Annotated in this window: 18 protein-coding genes; 11 read left to right on the top strand and 7 right to left on the bottom strand. The window is 72.0% G+C overall.

Annotated features, from left to right (window positions below):
- Nucleotides 1–3: 3 nt before the first annotated feature.
- The gene (locus NOCA_RS18670) at nucleotides 4–351 is read right to left on the bottom strand and encodes a UBP-type zinc finger domain-containing protein (RefSeq protein WP_011756830.1); all 348 of its coding nucleotides are present in this window, start codon (nucleotides 349–351) and stop codon (nucleotides 4–6) included.
- A gap of 36 nt (nucleotides 352–387) precedes the next feature.
- On the opposite strand from NOCA_RS18670, the gene NOCA_RS18665 reads away from it, so the two are divergent.
- The 8 genes from NOCA_RS18665 to NOCA_RS18630 all read left to right on the top strand — a co-directional run bounded on the left by NOCA_RS18665 (nucleotide 388) and on the right by NOCA_RS18630 (nucleotide 7,182).
- On the top strand, nucleotides 388–804 hold the full coding sequence (locus NOCA_RS18665; protein WP_011756829.1) for a VOC family protein: 417 nt from the start codon (nucleotides 388–390) through the stop codon (nucleotides 802–804).
- Nucleotides 801–1,475 carry a 4a-hydroxytetrahydrobiopterin dehydratase gene (locus tag NOCA_RS18660; RefSeq protein ID WP_011756828.1) on the top strand — a complete coding sequence of 225 codons (675 nt, stop codon included), beginning with the start codon at nucleotides 801–803 and terminating at the stop codon, nucleotides 1,473–1,475. The genes NOCA_RS18665 and NOCA_RS18660 overlap by 4 nt, the downstream gene beginning before the upstream one ends.
- Before the next feature lie 224 nt (nucleotides 1,476–1,699).
- Complete coding sequence (locus tag NOCA_RS18655; protein WP_011756827.1) at nucleotides 1,700–3,457, top strand: acetolactate synthase large subunit; 1,758 nt, start codon at nucleotides 1,700–1,702, stop codon at nucleotides 3,455–3,457.
- Nucleotides 3,454–4,008 carry an acetolactate synthase small subunit gene (gene ilvN / locus NOCA_RS18650; RefSeq protein ID WP_011756826.1) on the top strand — a complete coding sequence of 185 codons (555 nt, stop codon included), beginning with the start codon at nucleotides 3,454–3,456 and terminating at the stop codon, nucleotides 4,006–4,008. Before NOCA_RS18655 ends, ilvN begins: the two co-directional genes overlap by 4 nt.
- 45 nt (nucleotides 4,009–4,053) lie before the next feature.
- Nucleotides 4,054–5,082: a ketol-acid reductoisomerase gene (gene ilvC, locus NOCA_RS18645; RefSeq protein WP_011756825.1), complete on the top strand. Its 1,029-nt coding sequence runs from the start codon at nucleotides 4,054–4,056 to the stop codon at nucleotides 5,080–5,082.
- A 56-nt stretch (nucleotides 5,083–5,138) separates the two neighbouring features.
- The gene (locus NOCA_RS18640) at nucleotides 5,139–5,846 is read left to right on the top strand and encodes a DsbA family oxidoreductase (RefSeq protein ID WP_011756824.1); all 708 of its coding nucleotides are present in this window, start codon (nucleotides 5,139–5,141) and stop codon (nucleotides 5,844–5,846) included.
- A gap of 53 nt (nucleotides 5,847–5,899) precedes the next feature.
- Nucleotides 5,900–6,784 carry an iron uptake transporter permease EfeU gene (gene efeU / locus NOCA_RS18635; protein WP_011756823.1) on the top strand — a complete coding sequence of 295 codons (885 nt, stop codon included), beginning with the start codon at nucleotides 5,900–5,902 and terminating at the stop codon, nucleotides 6,782–6,784.
- 23 nt (nucleotides 6,785–6,807) lie between these two features.
- Entirely contained in the window at nucleotides 6,808–7,182 is a 375-nt protein-coding gene (locus NOCA_RS18630) for a Dyp-type peroxidase (protein WP_011756822.1), read from the top strand.
- Between the two features lie 3 nt (nucleotides 7,183–7,185).
- Here the strand turns inward: NOCA_RS18630 and NOCA_RS18625 are convergent, their stop codons facing one another.
- Complete coding sequence (locus NOCA_RS18625; RefSeq protein ID WP_011756821.1) at nucleotides 7,186–8,736, bottom strand: ABC-F family ATP-binding cassette domain-containing protein; 1,551 nt, start codon at nucleotides 8,734–8,736, stop codon at nucleotides 7,186–7,188.
- A gap of 219 nt (nucleotides 8,737–8,955) precedes the next feature.
- Here NOCA_RS18625 and serA point away from each other — a divergent pair, with 219 nt between their 5' ends.
- The gene (serA, locus tag NOCA_RS18620; protein WP_041547897.1) at nucleotides 8,956–10,560 is read left to right on the top strand and encodes a phosphoglycerate dehydrogenase; all 1,605 of its coding nucleotides are present in this window, start codon (nucleotides 8,956–8,958) and stop codon (nucleotides 10,558–10,560) included.
- A gap of 84 nt (nucleotides 10,561–10,644) precedes the next feature.
- The gene (locus tag NOCA_RS18615; protein ID WP_011756819.1) at nucleotides 10,645–12,540 is read left to right on the top strand and encodes a glycoside hydrolase family 3 protein; all 1,896 of its coding nucleotides are present in this window, start codon (nucleotides 10,645–10,647) and stop codon (nucleotides 12,538–12,540) included.
- On the opposite strand, the gene NOCA_RS18610 is transcribed toward NOCA_RS18615, so the two are convergent.
- The 5 genes from NOCA_RS18610 to NOCA_RS18590 are packed head-to-tail and all read right to left on the bottom strand — an operon-like array spanning nucleotide 12,534 to nucleotide 17,457.
- A complete protein-coding gene (locus tag NOCA_RS18610; RefSeq protein WP_011756818.1) occupies nucleotides 12,534–13,433 on the bottom strand; it encodes a polysaccharide deacetylase family protein in 900 nt (299 codons plus the stop codon). The genes NOCA_RS18615 and NOCA_RS18610 overlap by 7 nt on opposite strands.
- Entirely contained in the window at nucleotides 13,430–14,395 is a 966-nt protein-coding gene (gene speB / locus NOCA_RS18605; RefSeq protein ID WP_011756817.1) for an agmatinase, read from the bottom strand. Before speB ends, NOCA_RS18610 begins: the two co-directional genes overlap by 4 nt.
- 52 nt (nucleotides 14,396–14,447) lie before the next feature.
- Nucleotides 14,448–15,221, bottom strand: coding sequence for an SDR family NAD(P)-dependent oxidoreductase (locus tag NOCA_RS18600; protein ID WP_011756816.1), 774 nt, complete (start codon nucleotides 15,219–15,221; stop codon nucleotides 14,448–14,450).
- The gene (locus NOCA_RS18595) at nucleotides 15,221–15,943 is read right to left on the bottom strand and encodes an SDR family NAD(P)-dependent oxidoreductase (RefSeq protein ID WP_011756815.1); all 723 of its coding nucleotides are present in this window, start codon (nucleotides 15,941–15,943) and stop codon (nucleotides 15,221–15,223) included. Before NOCA_RS18595 ends, NOCA_RS18600 begins: the two co-directional genes overlap by 1 nt.
- Nucleotides 15,940–17,457 carry an APC family permease gene (locus NOCA_RS18590; protein WP_011756814.1) on the bottom strand — a complete coding sequence of 506 codons (1,518 nt, stop codon included), beginning with the start codon at nucleotides 17,455–17,457 and terminating at the stop codon, nucleotides 15,940–15,942. Before NOCA_RS18590 ends, NOCA_RS18595 begins: the two co-directional genes overlap by 4 nt.
- A 189-nt stretch (nucleotides 17,458–17,646) precedes the next feature.
- Between NOCA_RS18590 and NOCA_RS18585 the strand changes: the two genes are divergently transcribed.
- Nucleotides 17,647–18,984, top strand: a complete 1,338-nt coding sequence (locus tag NOCA_RS18585) for a PucR family transcriptional regulator (protein ID WP_011756813.1) — start codon at nucleotides 17,647–17,649, stop codon at nucleotides 18,982–18,984.
- Nucleotides 18,985–19,239 lie beyond the last annotated feature (255 nt).

The raw sequence follows: 19,239 nt of genomic DNA, 5'->3' as shown, positions 1-19,239 counted from the left end.
CGTCTAGCGGATGCGGTCCTCCCAGTCGGCAGGCACCCGGTCGGCCGGGCCGGGGACGGTCTGGTCGGTGGGATGGGACAGGGGCGGGGCGAGCTCGGGGCCGGCGAAGCCCTCCTCCGTGGTGTAGTCCCAGAACCACTCCTCGCCCGGCTCGAAGCTGCGGATCACCGGATGCCCGGTCTCGCGGAAGTGGGCGGTGGCGTGCTGGGCGGGAGAGGAGTCGCAGCACCCGACGTGGCCGCACTGCGCGCACCGGCGCAGATGCACCCACCACCCGCCCGTGGCCTCGCACTCCATGCACCCGGTCCCACTGGGTGGCACCGACGGATCGATCCCCGCGCGCTCGGACATGTTCCGAGACTAGACAGGCTGTGCCATGGTGACGAGGTGGACCAGCGGATCAGCTTCGTGACCCTGGCCGTGCGCGACCTCGACGCGAGCCGCAGGTTCTACCTCGACGGCCTGGGGTGGGAGGCGGCGCTCCTCGTGCCCGGTGAGGTGCTGATGATCCAGGCGGGGGACCGCCTCGTGTTCTCGCTCTGGGCCGACACCGCGTTCGAGCAGGAGGTCGGCAAGATCGCCCGCGGGCCGGGTGTCGCCCCGCTGACGCTCTCCCACAACGTCCCGACGCACGACGAGGTCGACGCGGTGCTGGCGACCGCGCGGGCGGCGGGCGCCGACCCGGTGCACGAGGCGGTCGAGCGCGACTGGGGCGGCTACACCGGTTACTTCGGCGACCCCGACGGATACCGCTGGGAGATCGCCTTCAACCCCGGACCGATCGGACAGGTGGTGCTCCCGTGACAGACCCCAAGCAGGTGCTCAGGTTCCCCCAGGTCCAGGCCGAGGGGCTGGACGACTGGCGGTTCTTCCTCATGAAGCTGCACGCCCGGTTCGAGACCGGCAGCTTCACGAAAGGGCTCGAGCTGGTCACCCGGATCACCGAGGCGGCCGAGGCGGCCAACCACCACCCCGACGTGGTGCTGACCTACCCCCAGGTCGACGTCGACCTCCAGAGCCACGACGTGCACGGCGTCACCAGCCGCGACGTCGACCTGGCCCGGCGCATCTCCGAGATCGCGGCCGAGCTCGGTGTCGAGTCGGCGCCCCGGGACGTCTCCACCCTCGAGCTGGCCCTCGACGTCCCGGACGCCGGGGCGGTCAAGCCGTTCTGGCGGGCCGTGCTCGGCTACCAGGACAACCAGGACTGGCCGGAGGTCATGGACCCCGGCGGCCGCAACAACACGCTGTGGTTCCAGGAGGCCCCCGACGCGACCGGTGAGGTCCAGCAGCGCTTCCACCTCGACATCGTCGTCCCGCGCGAGGTGGCCGAGGAGCGGGTGGCCGCGGCGGTCGCGGCCGGCGGCCGCCTGGTCAGCGAGGACGCGGTCCCGGCGTTCTGGGTGCTCGCCGACGCCCACGGCAACAAGGTCTGCGTCTGCACCGCTGATGGGCGGGAGACCGCCGGAGAGTGAGACCGGCGTCCCGGATGCTGGGACGCCTGTCACACTCGGATGCGGGCGGGAGGCCGGTGCCGCTAGCGTGGGCCCCATGCGCAACGGCATTCTTGTACGCACGCGACGTGTGAGCTGAGTCGACACGACCGCAGCGCACACGTCACCCCTCGCCGCCCACCCGGGCCGAGGGGTTTTTTGTTGGGCAGGGCACGGCACCAGGTAGCGAGACAGGACAGACAACGATGAGCGAGCAGATGACAGGGGCCCAGAGCCTGGTCAGGTCGCTGGAGGCAGTGGGCACCGAGCACATCTTCGGAATCCCGGGCGGCGCCATCCTCCCGGCGTACGACCCGCTGATGGACTCCTCGATCCGGCACATCCTGGTCCGCCACGAGCAGGGCGCCGGCCACGCCGCCCAGGGGTACGCCGCCGCCACCGGCCGGGTCGGGGTCTGCATGGCCACCTCCGGTCCGGGTGCGACCAACCTGGTCACGCCGCTCGCCGACGCGCACATGGACTCGGTGCCGATCGTGGCGGTCACCGGCCAGGTCGGCGCCGCCCAGATCGGCACCGACGCCTTCCAGGAGGCCGACATCCGCGGCATCACGATGCCGATCACCAAGCACAACTTCCTGGTCACCGACCCCGCCGAGATCCCGCGCACGATCGCCGAGGCCTTCCACATCGCCTCGACCGGCCGCCCGGGCCCGGTGCTCGTCGACGTCGCCAAGTCGGCGCTGCAGGCGGCGACCGACTTCGCGTGGCCCACCGAGCTCGCGCTTCCCGGCTACCGACCCGTGACCAGGCCGCACTCCAAGCAGATCCGCGAGGCCGCCAAGCTGATGCTGGAGTCGCGCCGACCGGTGCTCTACGTCGGCGGCGGCACGATCCGGGCCGGCGCCTCGAAGGAGCTGCGTGTGCTCGCGGAGCTCACCGGCATCCCGGTGGTGACGACCCTGATGGCCCGGGGGGCGTTCCCCGACAGCCACCCGCAGCACCTCGGCATGCCCGGCATGCACGGCACGGTCGCCGCCGTGGCGGGCCTGCAGCGCAGCGACCTGATCATCAGCCTGGGCGCCCGCTTCGACGACCGGGTGACCGGCAAGCTCGACTCGTTCGCCCCCGGCGCCCGGGTCATCCACGCCGACATCGACCCGGCCGAGATCGGCAAGAACCGCGCGGTCGACGTCCCGATCGTCGGCGACTGTCGGGAGGTGATCAGCGACCTGGTCGTCGCCCTCAAGGCCGAGGCCGACGCCGGTCACACCGGCGACTACGAGGCCTGGGTGGACTTCCTGGCCGGGGTGAAGAAGAAGTACCCGCTCGGGTACGACGCCCCCACCGACGGCGGCCTGGCCCCGCAGTACGTCCTCGAGCGGCTCGGCGCGATCGCCGGCCCGGAGGCCATCTACTGCGCCGGCGTCGGCCAGCACCAGATGTGGGCCGCGCACTTCGTCGGCTACGAGAACCCGAACACCTGGATCAACTCCGGCGGACTGGGCACCATGGGCTTCTCCGTGCCCGCCGCGATGGGCGCCAAGGTCGGCCGCCCCGACGCGACCGTGTGGTCGATCGACGGCGACGGGTGCTTCCAGATGACCAACCAGGAGCTCGCCACCTGCGCGATCAACGACATCCCGATCAAGGTCGCGATCATCAACAACGAGTCGCTGGGCATGGTCCGGCAGTGGCAGACGCTGTTCTACAACGAGCGCTACTCCAACACCGATCTGCACTCCAAGCGGGTCCCAGACTTCGTCAAGCTGGCCGACGCCTACGGCTGCGTGGGCCTGTCCTGCGACAGCCCGGACGACGTGGACGCCACGATCCGCAAGGCGATGGAGATCGACGACGCCCCCGTCGTGGTGGACTTCCGGGTGCACCGCGACGCGATGGTCTGGCCGATGGTCGCCGCCGGCACCAGCAACGACGAGATCAAGTACGCCCGCAACCTGGCCCCGAAGTTCGACGACGACGCAGATCTGGAGCTCCGGCCGTGACGACCTCCGCCAACACCCGACACACCCTGTCCGTCCTGGTGGAGAACAAGCCCGGCGTCCTCGCCCGGATCGCGGGCCTGTTCAGCCGTCGCGGCTTCAACATCGACTCGCTCGCGGTGGGCCCGACCGAGCACCCGGAGGTCTCCCGGATGACGATCGTGGTCAACGTCGAGGATTCCCCGCTCGAGCAGGTCACCAAGCAGCTGAACAAGCTGGTCGAGGTGATCAAGATCGTCGAGCTCGACAGCGCCGCCTCGGTCAAGCGCGAGCTGCTGCTGGTCAAGGTCAAGGCCGACGCGGAGACCCGCGGCCAGGTCCTCGACGCCGTCCAGCTGTTCCGTGCCAAGGTCGTCGACGTGGCCCCGGACGCGATCACGATCCAGGCGGTCGGCAACGCCGACAAGCTCTCGGACCTGCTCCGGGTGCTCGAGCCGTTCGGCATCCGCGAGCTCGTGCAGTCCGGCATGGTCGCGATCGGGCGCGGCTCCCGTTCCATCTCCGAGCGCAGCCTGCGCCCGGTCGCCATCCCCGCCCCGCCCGCTGCGGTTTGAAGCACCACACCCAACACGAAGGCCCAACACGAAGGAGAAGCCCCCGTGGCTGAGATGTTCTACGACGACGACGCCGACCTGTCCCTGATCCAGGGCAAGAACGTGGCCGTCATCGGCTACGGCAGCCAGGGCCACGCCCACGCGCTGTCGCTGCGCGACTCGGGCGTCGACGTCCGCGTCGGCCTGCAGCCGGACTCCAAGAGCCGGGCCAAGGCCGAGGCCGAGGGGCTGCGGGTGCTCACCCCGGCCGAGGCCGCGGAGGAGGCCGACGTCATCGTCATCCTCGCCCCCGACCAGCACCAGCGGAAGCTGTACGCCGAGGAGATCGAGCCGAACATCACCGAGGGCGACACCCTGGTGTTCGGGCACGGCTTCAACATCCGGTTCGGCTACATCACCCCGCCCGAGGGCGTGAACGTGTTCATGGTCGCGCCGAAGGGCCCGGGCCACCTGGTGCGCCGCGAGTACGTCGACGGCCGGGGCGTCCCGGTCCTGGTCGCGGTCGAGAAGGACCCGTCCGGCGGCACCTGGGACCTCGCGCTGTCCTACGCGAAGGCGATCGGCGGGCTGCGCGCCGGCGGCATCAAGACCACCTTCACCGAGGAGACCGAGACCGACCTGTTCGGCGAGCAGGCCGTGCTCTGCGGCGGCGCCTCGCAGCTGGTCATGTACGGCTTCGAGGTCCTCACCGAGGCCGGCTACCAGCCCGAGGTCGCCTACTTCGAGTGCCTCCACGAGCTCAAGCTGATCGTCGACCTGATGTACGAGGGTGGCATCGCCAAGCAGCGCTGGTCGGTCTCCGACACCGCCGAGTACGGCGACTACGTCTCCGGCCCGCGGGTGATCACCCCGGAGGTGAAGAGGAACATGGAGGGCGTCCTCGCCGACATCAAGAACGGCTCCTTCGCCAAGCGCTTCATCGACGACATGGATGCCGGCTCGCCGGAGTTCAACGAGCTGCGCAAGAAGGGTGAGCAGCACCCGATCGAGCAGACCGGCCGCGAGCTGCGCAAGCTGATGGCCTGGGTGAAGTCGCACGACTCCGACTACACCGAGGGCACCGCCACCCGCTGAACCACCCGTGACGAGGCCGGCGGAATGCGCCGGCCTCGTTGCGCGTTCAACCAGATATGCGCATCGAGATCTGGAGTGACGTCGTCTGTCCGTGGTGCTACGTCGGGAAGCGGCGGCTGGAGACCGCCCTGGCCGGCTTCGAGCACGCCGATCAGGTGGAGGTCGTCTACCGGTCCTTCGAGCTCGACCCGAGCGCCCCGGCCCACGGGCAGGAGCTGAGCACCCCGGTCATCGCCCGCAAGTACGGCCGCAGCGAGGCCGAGATGCGCCAGATGCAGCAGCAGCTGGTCGACCTGGCCGCCGAGGAGGGCCTGGCGTTCAGGATCTTCGAGACCGTGCACACCAACACCGTCGACGCCCACCGCGTCCTGCACCTCGCCCTCGAGACCGGGGGCGCGGCGCTCCAGCGGGAGCTGAAGGAGGCGCTGCTCGCGGCGTACTTCCTCGACGCGCGCAACGTCGGCGACCACGACGTGCTCACCGAGGTGGCCGACGCGGCCGGGCTGGAGGAGGCCCGGGTGCGCGAGGTGCTCGCCGGGACCGAGTACGCCGACGCGGTCGAGGCCGACATCGCCCAGGCCCGGGCGTACGGCGCGACCGGCGTGCCGTTCTTCGTCGTGGACCAGAAGTACGGCGTCTCCGGCGCCCAGCCGGCCGGGGTGTTCAGCCAGGTCCTCGAGCAGGCCTGGACCGAGTCCCACCCGGTGCTCCAGACCGTCGGCGGCGACGCCGAGGCGTGCGGCCCGGACGGCTGCGCCATCTGAGCCTGCGAGATGAGGTTAGGCAAACCTAAGTCCGAGGCGTATGCTCGGGCTTCGTGTTCGCGAACTACCTGATCGGTCTCCGTGAGGGCCTCGAGGCGGCGCTGGTCGTCAGCATCCTGGTCGCCTACCTGGTCAAGTCCGAGCGGCGTGGGCTGCTGCCCCGGATCTGGGCGGGCGTCGCGCTCGCCGTCGGGGTCTCGCTGGCCTTCGGCTTCGCCCTGTTCTACGGCCCGCGCGGCCTGACCTTCGAGGCCCAGGAGGCGATCGGCGGCACCCTGTCGATCGTCGCCGTCGGCCTGGTCACCTGGATGATCTTCTGGATGGCCCGCGCCGCGCGCACGTTGAGCGGCGAGCTGCGCGGCCAGATCGACAAGGCCGCCGAGGGCGGCTGGATCGCGCTGGTCCTGGTGGCCGTCCTCGCGGTCGGCCGCGAGGGCCTCGAGACCGCACTGTTCCTCTGGTCGGCGACCGAGGCCGTGACCCGCGAGAGCGGCGCCACCTGGCAGCCGCTGCTCGGCGCCGGACTCGGCATCGCGACCGCCGTCGCGCTCGGCTACCTGCTCTTCCGCGGCGCGATCTCGATCAACCTGAGCCGGTTCTTCGCCTGGACGGGCGGCTTCCTGATCGTGGTCGCCGCCGGCGTCCTGTCCTACGGCGTCCACGACCTGCAGGAGGCCGGCCTCCTCCCCGGCCTGCACACCATCGCCTGGGACGTGTCCGGCGCGATCGACCCGTCGACCTGGTACGCCGCACTCCTCAAGGGCGTCGTCAACTTCTCCCCGGTCACCACCGTGCTCGAGGCCGTCGTCTGGACGCTGTACGTCGTCCCCACGATGGCGTTGTTCGTGCGTGGCGTCCGTGGCCGCAACGTCGCGGCCCCCACTGCTGCTCCCGCCCCGGCGACGGACCCGGCACCCGCCGCGCCCGCCAGCCGCTGACCCGCGAAGGATCCCGCTCCCCGATGCGCACCCCCCGGACCAAGGACACCGGCGCGCCGCTCTCGGGCGGCCGCGAGTTCAGCGAGCCGGACTTCACGATGCCCGGCAGCGACGGCCCGGTCATCCCACGCGACTCCCACGTCCGGGTGGTGCACCCCGACTTCAACCACGGCGCCCGGATGCTGCGCCGCGGCTACAACTTCGTCGACGGCCTGGACGCCGGGCTGTTCTTCATCGCGTTCGTGCGCGACCCGGACACCCACTTCATCCCGATCCAGAACAAGATGGCCAAGTCCGACGCGATGATGGAGTACCTCGAGGTCACCGGCTCCGCCCTGTTCGCCGCACCTCCCGGCGCCGCCCCGGGGGAGTACGTCGGGCAGGCGCTGTTCCACTGACTTTCAGCCTGCGGCCTCCTGTGCACCGGGGTCTGCGAGGTCGACCACCCGGTCCACGCCGATGTCCTCGAGGAACGCCCGGTCGTGGCTGGCGACCACGAGGGCGCCGCGGTAGGACGCGAGCGCCGAGACCAGCGCGTCGTACGACGCGAAGTCGAGGTTGTTGGTCGGCTCGTCGAGCAGAAGCAGCTGCGGGGCCGGGTCGGCCAGCAGCAGCGCCGCCAGCGTCGCGCGGAACCGCTCGCCGCCGGACAGGTCGCCGGCCCTGCGGTCGGCCGCGGCGCCGCGGAACAGGAACCGGGCCAGCCGGGCGCGCACCTCGTTGGCCGGCGCCTCGGGTGCCCGCCGCTTCACGTTGTCGTAGACGCTCCCGTCGTCGTCGAGGAGATCGAGACGCTGGGGGAGCAGCCCGACCGGCACCCGGGCCCGCTCGACCAGGGTTCCGAGCAGCGTGGTCTTGCCCGACCCGTTCGGGCCGACCAGCCCGATCCGGTCCGGGCCGTTGATCGGTACGGCGCCGCCCTCCAGCACCACCCGGCCGCGGGGCACCTCGGTGCCGGGCAGGTCGATGCGGATCTCCCGGTCCTCCCGCAGCCGCGCCTCGGCCGCGCTGAGCCGCTCGCGGGCCCGCTCGACCCGGTCGTCCTGCACCCGGCGGTGCCGGGCGGCGGACTCCTCGGCCTGCTGCCGCTTGGCGTTGACGACCGCCTTGCCGAGCCCGGTGGTGAGCTCGGCCTTCTTGGCGACCCGCTTGCGGGTGGCGAGCATCCGCTCGGCCGCGACCCGCTCGGTGCGCTGACGGCGTACGTCGGAGCGCGCGGTCGTGACCGCCTGCCGGGCCGCGTCCTGCTCGGCGCGGACCTGCGCGGCGTAGGAGGAGTAGCCCCCGCCGTACCATCGCACGGCACCGTCGCGCAGGTCGCCGATCCGGTCCATCCGCTCGAGCAGCTGCCGGTCGTGGCTGACCACCAGCAGCGAGCGCGACCAGCCGTCGACCACGTCGTAGAGCCGGCCGCGGGCGTCGGCGTCGAGGTTGTTGGTCGGCTCGTCGAGCAGCAGCACGTCGGGGCGGCGCAGCAGTAGCCCGGCCAGGCCGAGCTGGGTGACCTCGCCACCGGAGAGCTGGCCGAGCCGCCGGTCCAGGACGTCCGCCGGCAGGCCGAGGCGGCCGAGCTCGACGACCGCGCGGTCCTCGGCGTCCCAGTCGTCGCCGATCGTGTCGAAGAGGGCCTCCTCGACCGCGCCACCCTCGACGGCGCGGACCGCGCGGCGCACCGCGCCGATGCCGAGGAAGTCGTCGACCGGCTGCGCGACGTCGAGGGTCAGGTCCTGAGGGAGGTAGCCGACCTCGCCGGCGACCCGGACCTGGCCGGCGGTCGGTTGCAGGGCGCCGGCGACCAGGCGCAGCAGGGTGGACTTCCCGGCGCCGTTGACGCCGACCAGGCCGGAGCGGCCGGGCCCGACCAGCAGGTCGAGGCCGGCGAGGACCGGGGTGCCGTCGGGCCAGGCGAAGCCGAGGCCGGACGCGCTGATGACAGAGAGGGGTGCGGGCATGGAGAAGCTCCAGAAGAGGTGGCGTGGGGGGCGGCGACCTCAGAGCTTCAAGTGGACCTGCCGATGAGGAGGGGCTGGGACGACGCCCAGGATAGGTACGGCGCATCCGCGGACGCGACCGAATACTTCGGCGCGGTCGGGTAGAGTGCGAGATGCAGCACAGCGTCGTGCGCCGATCGAGACACCACCCCTCTTCCGCGAGGACTCCACGCTGTGACCATGCCCGCCGCCACGCCCGCCGACCGGCCCGTCGTACTCATCGCCGAGGAGCTCAGTCCGGCGACCGTCGAGGCACTCGGACCGGACTTCGAGATCCGGTACTGCGACGGCGCGGATCGCGGCGAGCTGCTGGCCGCGCTCCCCGAGGCGGACGCGATCCTGGTGCGGTCCGCGACCAAGGTCGACGCCGAGGCGCTCGCCGCGGCCCGCCGGCTCAAGGTCATCGCCCGGGCCGGTGTGGGCCTGGACAACGTCGACGTGCGCGCGGCGACCCAGGCGGGCGTGATGGTCGTCAACGCCCCGACCTCCAACATCGTCTCCGCCGCCGAGCTCGCGGTCGCGCTGATGCTCGCCGCCGCCCGGCACATCTCGCCGGCCCACGCCGCGCTGAAGAACGGCGAGTGGAAGCGGGCCCGCTACACCGGCACCGAGCTCTACGAGAAGACCGTCGGCATCGTCGGCCTGGGTCGGATCGGCGTCCTGGTCGCGCAGCGGCTGAGCGCCTTCGGCATGAAGATCGTGGCGTACGACCCGTACGTGCAGGCTGGCCGGGCCGCGCAGATGGGCGTGCGGCTGGTCGACCTCGACACGCTGCTGGCCGAGGCCGACTTCATGTCCGTGCACCTGCCCAAGACCCCCGAGACCGTCGGCCTGATCGGCGCCGACCAGCTCGCGAAGGTCAAGCCCTCGCTGGTGCTGGTCAACGCCGCGCGCGGCGGCATCGTCGAGGAGGCCGCCCTCTATGCCGCCCTCAAGGAGGGCCGGGTCGCGGCGGCCGGGCTCGACGTGTTCGCGCAGGAGCCGTGCACCGACAGCCCGCTGTTCGAGCTCGAGAACGTCGTCGCCACGCCGCACCTCGGCGCCTCCACCGACGAGGCGCAGGAGAAGGCCGGCATCGCGGTCGCGAAGTCGGTGCGGCTCGCGCTGTCCGGCGAGCTGGTCCCCGACGCGGTCAACGTGCAGGGCGGTGTGATCGCCGAGGACGTGCGCCCTGGCATCCCGCTCACCGAGAAGCTCGGCCGGGTGTTCACCGCCGTGGCCGGCGAGGTCGCGCTGTCGATCGACGTCGAGGTGCGCGGCGAGATCACCGACTACGACGTCAAGGTGCTCGAGCTGGCGGCCCTCAAGGGGATCTTCACCGACATCGTCGAGGACCAGGTCTCCTACGTGAACGCGCCGCTGCTCGCCGCCGAGCGCGGCACCGCCGTACGCCTGGTCGCCGACCCGGAGAGCCCCGACCACCGCAACCTGATCACGATCCGCGGCACCCTCGCCGACGGCGAGCAGGTCTCGGTCAGCGGCACCCTGATCGGGATCAACCAGAAGGAGCGGCTGGTCGAGGTCAACGGCTTCGACGTCGACCTCGAGCCCACCGAGCACCTCGCGTTCCTCACCTACGAGGACCGGCCCGGCATGGTCGGCACCGTCGGCGTGATCATCGGGGACGCCGGCATCAACATCGCCGGCATGCAGGTCGCCCGCGACGCCAAGGGCGGCCGGGCCCTGGTCGCGCTGTCGGTCGACACCGCCATCCCCGCCGAGGTGCTCGCCGAGATGCAGCACGCGATCGATGCGATCTCGGTGCGCGCGGTCGACCTGGTCTGACTTCGCGCCACGCCGGGCCGGACTGCTTGGTCGGCGCACCCGATTCGAGCCCGCGGCCCGCGTTCTCGCGTTAGCGTCGCCCCCATGCCAGCCCGGCCGAGCGCCGCCACCCGTCGCCGCAGGACCGCCGTCCGGACCCTCGGTGCGGGCTTGATCCTGCTGCTCGCCGCAGCGTTCGGGCCGACCTTGTCGCCACCCCCGGCGACCGCCGCTGTCGGGGACCGAGCCGCCGCCGGCCCGTCGTACGACCGGGCGCGCACCGCGCTGGCGCAGCTGACGCGCAAGCAGAAGGTCGGGCAGCTGTTCGTGATCGAGGTCGCCGGTCGTGACGCCAACGACGTGAGCGACGCGGCGAAGGCGGTCAACCAGAGGCTGTACGGCGTCGACACCCCGGCCCAGGCGATCGCGAAGTACCAGCCCGGCGGGGTCATCTACTTCACCACCCGCAACGGGGACGACAACATCGGTACGCCGGAGCAGGTGGCCAGGCTGTCGAACGGGCTGCAGGCCGCGGCGCGGGCGCTGCCGGGCGGGATCCCGCTGCAGATCTCGGTCGACCAGGAGGGCGGTGCCCTCGTGGCGCGCTTCGGCGCGGCGTCGGGAGCCACGCAGCTGCCGGGGAACATGGCGCTCGGTGCGGGCGCGCTCGGGACCGGAGGGTCGGCGGCGGACGCCCGCCGCTCGGCGACCGTGATCGGCGCCGAGCTCGCGGCGGTCGGGGTGACGCAGGACTACGCGCCGGTCGCGGACGTGAACGTGAACCCGAACAACCCGGTGATCGGGATCAGGTCCATCGGCTCCGACCCGGCGCTGGTCTCCGACCTGGTCGCCGCCCAGGTCCGCGGCTTCCACCGCGGCGGAGTCTCCGCGGTCGCGAAGCACTTCCCGGGACACGGGGACACGGGCGTGGACAGCCACTTCGGGCTGCCCGAGGTGACGCACACGCGGTCGCAGCTGGAGGAGATCGACCTGCCGCCGTTCCGTGCAGCGATCGCCGCCGGGGTCGACACGATCATGACCGCGCACGTCGTGCTGCCGGCGATCGACCCGGGTGTCCCCGCGACGATGTCGCGGAAGATCCTCACCGGGCTGCTGCGCCGCGAGCTGGGCTTCGACGGGCTGATCGTGACCGACGCGCTGGACATGGGTGGCGCGACGGCGACGTACCCGCCCGACGTGGCGCCGGTGCGGGCGCTGCTCGCCGGCGCCGACCAGCTGCTGATCCCGCCCGAGATGGACACGGCGTACCGCGCGGTGCTGAAGGCGGTGCGCAGCGGGCAGATCAGCAGGGAGCGGCTCAACGAGTCGGTGTACCGGATCCTGCTGCACAAGTACGAGCGCGGGCTCTTCGGCGACCCGTACGTCGACCGGGCCGCGGCGGCGGGGATCGTGGGCGCCCCGACGCACCTCGCGACCGCGCAGGCGATCACCGACCGCACGACGACGCTGCTCAAGAACGACGCCGGGCTGCTGCCGCTGACCGCCGGGCCGCGGCAGGTCCTGGTCGCCGGGTGGGGCGCGACGACGACGCAGACGCTCGCGACGGCGCTCGGCACCCGCGGCGCCACGACGCAGGTCCTCGAGTCCGGCACCACGCCCTCGGACGCGGCGATCGAGGACGCCGTCGCGGCGGCGCAGGACGCCGACCTGGTCGTCGTGACGACGAACAACGCGTACGCCGTCGACGCGTCGACCGGGGCACCGACCAACGCCGCGGCCGCGCAGACCCGGCTGGTGCGCGCCCTGCTCGAAACGGGTAGGCCGGTCGTGGTCGCCGCCGTGCGCAACCCGTACGACGTCGCCTCGTTCCCCTCGGCGCCGACGGTGCTGGACACCTACGGCTACACCGCGGCCCAGGTCGAGTCGCTGGTCCGGGTGCTGTTCGGCGAGGTCGAGCCGACCGGCCGGCTGCCGGTCGCGATCCCCGGCCCCAACGGCACCGGCGAGCTCTTCGAGCTCGGCCACGGTCTGGGCTACTGAGGGTCCAGGACCGGCCGCGTCAGAGTACGCGGCGCGAGGCCGAGAGTGCGGACGTGCTCGGCGATCCGGCGCAGCGGCGCGATCCAGACGTCGCCGTACTGCACGGCCTGCTCGACGACCCGCTCGAGCGCGCGCGCCCGCGACGGGCGGCCGGTGAGGAACGGGTGGTTGGTGAGCGCGAAGCATCCACCGACCGAGCGCATCGCGTCGAGTTCGAGGCTCCACAGCTCCTGTGCCTTGGCGGGGCTCTCGATCAGGCCCTCCCCGGAGACGCCGGGAATGAAGCAGTACTGCTCCCAGTCGTCGAGCGCCCACTGGATCGGGATCTCCACGATCGACGGCACCCCAGCCACCCCCGAGACCGCGAGCTCGTAGGGGACGTCGGCGTCCATCAGGCTGGAGTCGTAGAGGAAGCCGCGCTCGGCGAGCAGCCGTGCAGTGGCCCAGGTCGGCTCCCACATCGGCGCGCGATAACCCACCGGCCGGACGCCGGCCACGCGTTCCAGGGCCGCCAGCCCGCGGTCGAGGTACGCCGCCTCGGTCTCGGGGGCGACCCCTTCGAGGGTCTCGTGCAGGTAGCCGTGGTGCGCCACCTCGTGGCCCGCGGCGACGATGTCCCGCACCACGCCCGGATAGCGCTCGGCGGTGTACCCGGGTGCGAAGAACGTCGCGGGCACGCTGTGCCGGTCGAGGATCTCGAGGATCCGCGGCACCCCGACGAGCGGTCCGTAGGACTGGTGGCTCATCACTCCGGGCCGGTCGGCGGTCGACGGGGCGGCGTGGAGGACGGCGGACTCGGCATCGACGTCGAAGCAGAACGCGGCGGCGGCGCTCGATCCGCTCGGCCAGGTGATCGGACCGGCCGGCACGGGTCCCGGCTGCGCGGCGGTCACCGGCGGTTCCAGGCGAAGACCGAGCAGTACTCGTAGGCCAGGTTCGCCGCAGCGATGGCGGTGATCTCCGCGTGGTCGTAGGGCGGGGACACCTCGACGACGTCGGCGCCGACGACGTGCGCGCCGGCGAACCCGCGCACCATCGCGAGCAGCTCGCGGCTGGTCAGGCCACCGGCTTCGGGAGTGCCGGTGCCCGGCGCGAAGCCGGGGTCGAGCACGTCGATGTCGATCGAGATGTAGACCGGCGCGTCCCCGACCCGTTCGCGGACCATCTCCACCACCCGGTCCGCGCCGAGGCGGTCCAGGTCGCGTGCGGGCACGATCGAGAAGCCCATGGAGGCATCATCGGCGAGGTCGTCCTTGGAGTACAGCGACCCGCGGATCCCCACGTGCATGGTGTGGTCGGCGTCGAGCAGGCCCTCCTGCCAGGCACGCCGGAACGGCGTCCCGTGCGTGAACGGTGCGTCGAAGTAGGTGTCCCACGTGTCGAGGTGGGCGTCGAAGTGCACCAGCGCGATCGGCCCGTGCTGTGCCTTGAGGGCACGCAGCGCCGGGAGCGTGACCGTGTGGTCACCACCCAGGAGGACGACGTTGCGCCCGTCGGCCGACAGCTCTCGCACCCCCGCCTCGATCTGCTCGAGCCCGTCCTCGATGGAGAACGGGTTGGCGGCGATGTCGCCGGCGTCGACCACCTGGACCCCGGCGAACGGGGAGACGTCGAGCGCGGGGTTGTACGGCCGCAGCAGGCGTGATCCCTGGCGGATGTGGGACGGGCCGAAGCGTGCGCCGGGACGGTAGGTGACACCGGAGTCGAAGGGCACGCCGACCACGGCCACGTCGAAGGTCTCCACGTCCTCCAGGCGTGGCAGCCTGGCGAACGTGCTGTGCCCCGCGAACCGGGGGACCTGCAGACCGTCGACCGGCCCGACGGTGCCGCCGTCGTTGACCCGAGGCTCGTGCATGGGGCTCCTTCTTCTCGTTGCGTTTTCGTTGGGCCGCGCTGTGTCCGAGCGCTCAGGCCCGGGAGCGGGTCGACCCGCCGTTGACCTGCAGGACCTGTCCCACGAAGGCGGAGATCCGTGGGTCGGCGAGCAGCGCCACGGTGGCCGCGATCTCGTCGGGTTGCCCGACGCGGCGCATCGGGATGCCCTGGGCGTACTCCGCGACGATGTGGTCGCGGGTGACGCCCGCGGCCCGGGCGTCGACCTCGAGCTGGGGGGTGTCGATGACGCCCGGGGCCACCGCGTTGACGATGACCCCCTGCGGCGCGAGTTCTCGTCCGAGGGTCTTGGTCAGGGAGATCAGCCCGGCCTTGGACGCGGCGTACGCCGTCGCCTGCGGCCAGCCGATCACCCCCCACTCCGAGGACACGATGACGATCCGTCCGAACCGGGCGCGCAGCATGCCGGGCAGCACGGCCTGGATCAGGTGGAAGGCACCCCCGAGGTTGGTGTCGACGACCCGCCACCAGTCCTCGAGGTCGTGGTCGACGAGGGCGCCCATGGTCATGTAGGCATGGTTGAGGACGAGCACGTCGACGGGGCCGACGTTCCGCGTGAGGTCGTCGACCCGCGCGAAGACCGCTTCGCGGTCCGACACGTCGGCGGGGGCGGCGACGCCGCCGGTCGCGGCGACCACCGCGTCCATCCGCGCGTCGTGGGCGATGTCGTTGACGGCGACGGTGGCGCCGTCGCGGGAAAGCCGCTCGGCGACAGCCCGCCCGATGCCCTGGCCCGCCCCGGTCACGAGGGCGACCCGGCCGGCGAGCGGATGCTGGGAGCCGGCCATCAGATCACCGCCCCGGCGTTCGGTGACAGGATCTCACCGGTCATGAACGTGGCCTCCTCGACCAGGTACGCCACGGTACGAGCGACCTCGCCGGGCGCGACGAGCCGTCGAAGCGGGATCCTGGCCAGGTAGTCCGGGTCGCGCCACGGGGAGTCGGGCCCGATCAGGGGCGTGTCTGTGGGCCCGGGCGCGACGGCGTTGACCCGCACGCCGGTGGCGGCGACCTCGGCGGCGAGGCTGCGGACCAGCCCGACGATCGCCCCCTTGGCTGCGGCGTAGTGGGCATCGCGATCCCCGCCGCCGATGGCCAGCTCGGAGGTCACGGCGACGATGCTGCCCCGCCGCTGCTCGGTCATCCGCGGCAGCACCGCACGGGCGAGGTGCACGAGGCCACCGAGATGGACGCGCAGCATGGTCCTCCACTCCGTCGGGGTGATGTCGCCGAAGTCGACCATCGCGTAGTGGCCGGCCGCGGAGACCACGGCCTCCACCGGCCCCAGCTCGAGCTCGACGCGGGCGACCGCGTCCCGCACCGCTCCCGCGTCCGCGACGTCGACGACCTGGCTGACGTCCCACCCCGACGGACGCAGGTCGAACCCGGCCACCTGCCAGTCGCGGTCGGTCAGCTCGGCTGCGACGGCGGCTCCGATGCCGCTCGCGGCGCCGGTGACGATCGCGACCCGTGGCCGCGAGTCGGTCCCGGAGGCTCCGCCCCCGCTCACACGCCGTCCAGCGTGCGAGTCTCGTCGACCGCGACCGCCGACTCGGCGGCGAGGTAGTCGCGGGTCTCCGCGTCGTCCTCCGGGTCGTCGACCTCGAACGTCGGGAACGTCGTGATCTCGCCGCGCCGCGCGGCATAGATCGCCGCGCCGACGAGGGCGAGCCCGACCACGGCGAGTGCGACCGACCAGTTGAGGAACGGGGTGTCCGGGTAGAAGTTGCGCGGCCAGGCGATGTTGAGGAACTGGAAGGTGGCCCACAGCACCGCGGCCACCGAGACCACCATGCTCCAGCGCCCGAGGCTGAACGGCCCGGGCTGCCAGTCACCGCGGAGCCGGACCAGCAGGTTGCCGGCGAGGGGGAACAGGAAGGCCAGGTAGAAGCCGCCCGAGGTGAAGTTGAGCATCAGCGTGTAGAAGTCCGGAGCGAGCTGGCTCAGCACGATGACCACGGTACCGATGGTGGTGGCGACCAGCAGGGCGGACACCGGCTGCTTCTGGACCTTGGTCAGCTTGGCCAACAGCCGCGGCGCCGGGAGCGCCCGGTCGCGTGCGTAGGACCAGATCAGCCGCGAGGCCGAGGTCTGCAGCGCCAGGAACGAGGCCAGGAAGCCCACCGTGAACAAGATCTCGGCGAGCTTGGCCGGGCCCGACCCGAGCTGGAAGGCGAGCGTGTCGTAGACGGGGTCCGCGCTGTTGACGGCGACGTCCTCGGGGATGGCGAGGATGATCGCGAGCGCGGAGAACATCACGATGAGGGCGATGAAGCCGATCGAGAAGATCACCGCCTTGGGCAGGTTCCGGCGCGGGTGGTGGACCTCCTCGGCGATCGAGCCGGCGCTCTCGAAGCCGACGAACGACCAGCCCACGAAGGCCATGGACACCAGGAACGGCCCGGAGAGGCTGAGGTAGCCAGGGTCACCGAACCCGTCGGTCAGGCTGGAGAACGAGTTCTCGCGGTGGAAGAGGATCAGCCACATGCCGAGGCCGATCGAGCCGATGATCTCGGCGATGATGCTGCTGGTCATCAGGACCCGCAGCACCAGTCGGCCGGCGATGTTGGCCGCCGTACCGAGCATCAGGATCACCCAGGCCACCATCGCCTGCTCGCCCGCGCTCAGGTCCCAGCCGAACACGTTGCCGACGAAGCCCGCCGCGAACATGGACACCGCCGACATCGCGACCACCAGGGTCCACATGTAGACCCAGCCCGCCGACCAGCCGTAGCCCTGTCCGAGCAGCTTCCTGGACCACTGGTAGATCGAGCCCTCGATCGGCCAGCGCGAGACGAGCTCGGCGAACACCATCGCGACCAGGAGCTGGCCGCCGAAGACGATCAGGAAGTTCCACCAGAACGAGGGGCCGGCCGTGCTGTAGGCGAGGCCGAAGATGCCGTACAGCGCGACGATCGGTGAGATGAACGCGAACGCGAACGCGAACGCGGACCACAGCGTGAACTCGCGCTTGAGTCGATGGTCGGAGTGGACGTCTTCGGTCCGGATCTGCTCGGTCGGCATGCGTGGATCCTCCTCGGGGTCGCGGACAGGATGAGAGCCAGGTCACCCCGCGGACAAGATGGAGGGCCACAACTTCGGCCGAAGTGCCAACGGGGCGGGTGTCCGGATGTGGACTCGCACAACGGTCGCCGGCCCTAGGCTGCGAGGGTGACCGGCAACATCTCGGCTGCACCGGCCCGGAGGGCCCCGGTGGGCACAGTGACCGTGCGCGACCTGTTGACCGTGCCCGGTCTCGGTCTCCGGCTGCTGAGCGCCGGTGCCGTGATCGATGCGGTGATCCGCTGGGCCCATCCCACCGAGCTGGTGGACCCCCGGCCCTACCTGCAGGGCGGGGAGCTGGTGCTCACGGTGGGCAGTTCCCTGGCGGAGGACCCCGCGCAGTGGCCGGTGTTCGTCGGTCGTCTGCTCGAAGCGGGGGCGTGCGCGGTGGGCTATGGCGTCGGGGACGTCACCGAGCAGGTCCCGGTCGAGCTGGTCGCTGCGTGCCGGGAGCGCGGGCTCCCGCTGCTCGAGGTGCCCGCCGCGGTCCCGTTCCAGGCGATCACCGAGCTGCTCGCCGACCGGCGCGCGGAGGCGCGCACCGCGGGGGAGCGGCAGGTCCACCAGCTGTCCGCCCAGCTGCTCGACGCGATGGCCGCCGACCGGTCGCTGGACGAGCTGCTCGCGATCGTGACCGCCGAGCTCGGCGGTCAGCTCGCCTACCGCGACGGGGTGCTCGGCTGGGAGCCGTCCGGGGCGGCCGACGTACCGCCGTCGTCCTCGATGCTGCGCCACGTCGGCTCCGTGCTGGCGGTACGCCGGCACGAGGAGGACCTCGCCCTCGCCCACCGTCGGGCCGAGGCCGGCCGACTGCTGCGCCTGGTCGCCGTGGGCAAGGCCGACCCCGAGGGCCTGCGTGAGGCGCTGTGCGCGGCCGGGCTCGACCCGGACGGTCGGATGGTCGTCGCCGCCTGGCCCGAGAAGGCCGCGGCTCTGGTCGCCGGCGCCCTGGGAGCCGCGCTGCTCGCCGATCTCCCCGGGCTCGAGGGCTCGAGCGGCGCCTGTGTGAGCCTGAGCGGCGACGGTGACGTCGTGCTGGGGGTCGCGGTCGACAGCTCCCTGCCCTGCGGGGTCGCGGCGTCGTGCGTGCTCGGCGATGTCGCGTCAGCGCTGCCGGCTGCGCTCGCGGCACTTGACCTCTCCCGTCGCCGGGGTGCGCCGGCGACCCACCGGGACCTGGTGAGCTTCGATGGCCTCCTCGAGCAGCAGCCGACGGACCGGCTGCGGCCGTTCGCCGAGACGCTGTTGGTCCCGCTGGCCGAGCACGACCGCGATCATGGGACCGCGTTCGTGCCGACCCTCCGCGCGTTCCTCCACGGAAACGGGTCGATCGGGCAGACCGCACGCGACCTGCACCTCCACCCCAACTCGCTGCGCCACCGGCTCAAGCGCATCGGCGACCTGACCGGTACGGATCCGCGGATCTTCGCCGACCGGGCTGCGTTGGCCGTCGGGCTGTGGGCCTGGGAGCGCCGCGGTCGACAGTGAGCACCGGGCCAGGACGACCGTCGAGGTGCGAGGCGGCCCGGCGGCGACCCCGAGCGTTCCGCAAGGCCTGCCATGGCGAGATCAGCTCGGGGTGCCGGTCGTACATCCGGTCTCTGAACCGCCGGAACGGCTTCCGCTCTCGGAGTGCCCGGGCCAGGTCCTCGCCTGCGGCTGGGTCAGGTCGGGTCGTGTGCTCCACCACGCGCCAGAGCGCGTTCTCAGGCACACGACCCGTGGGGTGTGACTTCGGTCCGC

The sequence above is a fragment of the Nocardioides sp. JS614 genome, from assembly GCF_000015265.1.
Lineage (GTDB): Bacteria > Actinomycetota > Actinomycetes > Propionibacteriales > Nocardioidaceae > Nocardioides.
This window is presented reverse-complemented; position numbering and strand designations above follow the sequence as displayed.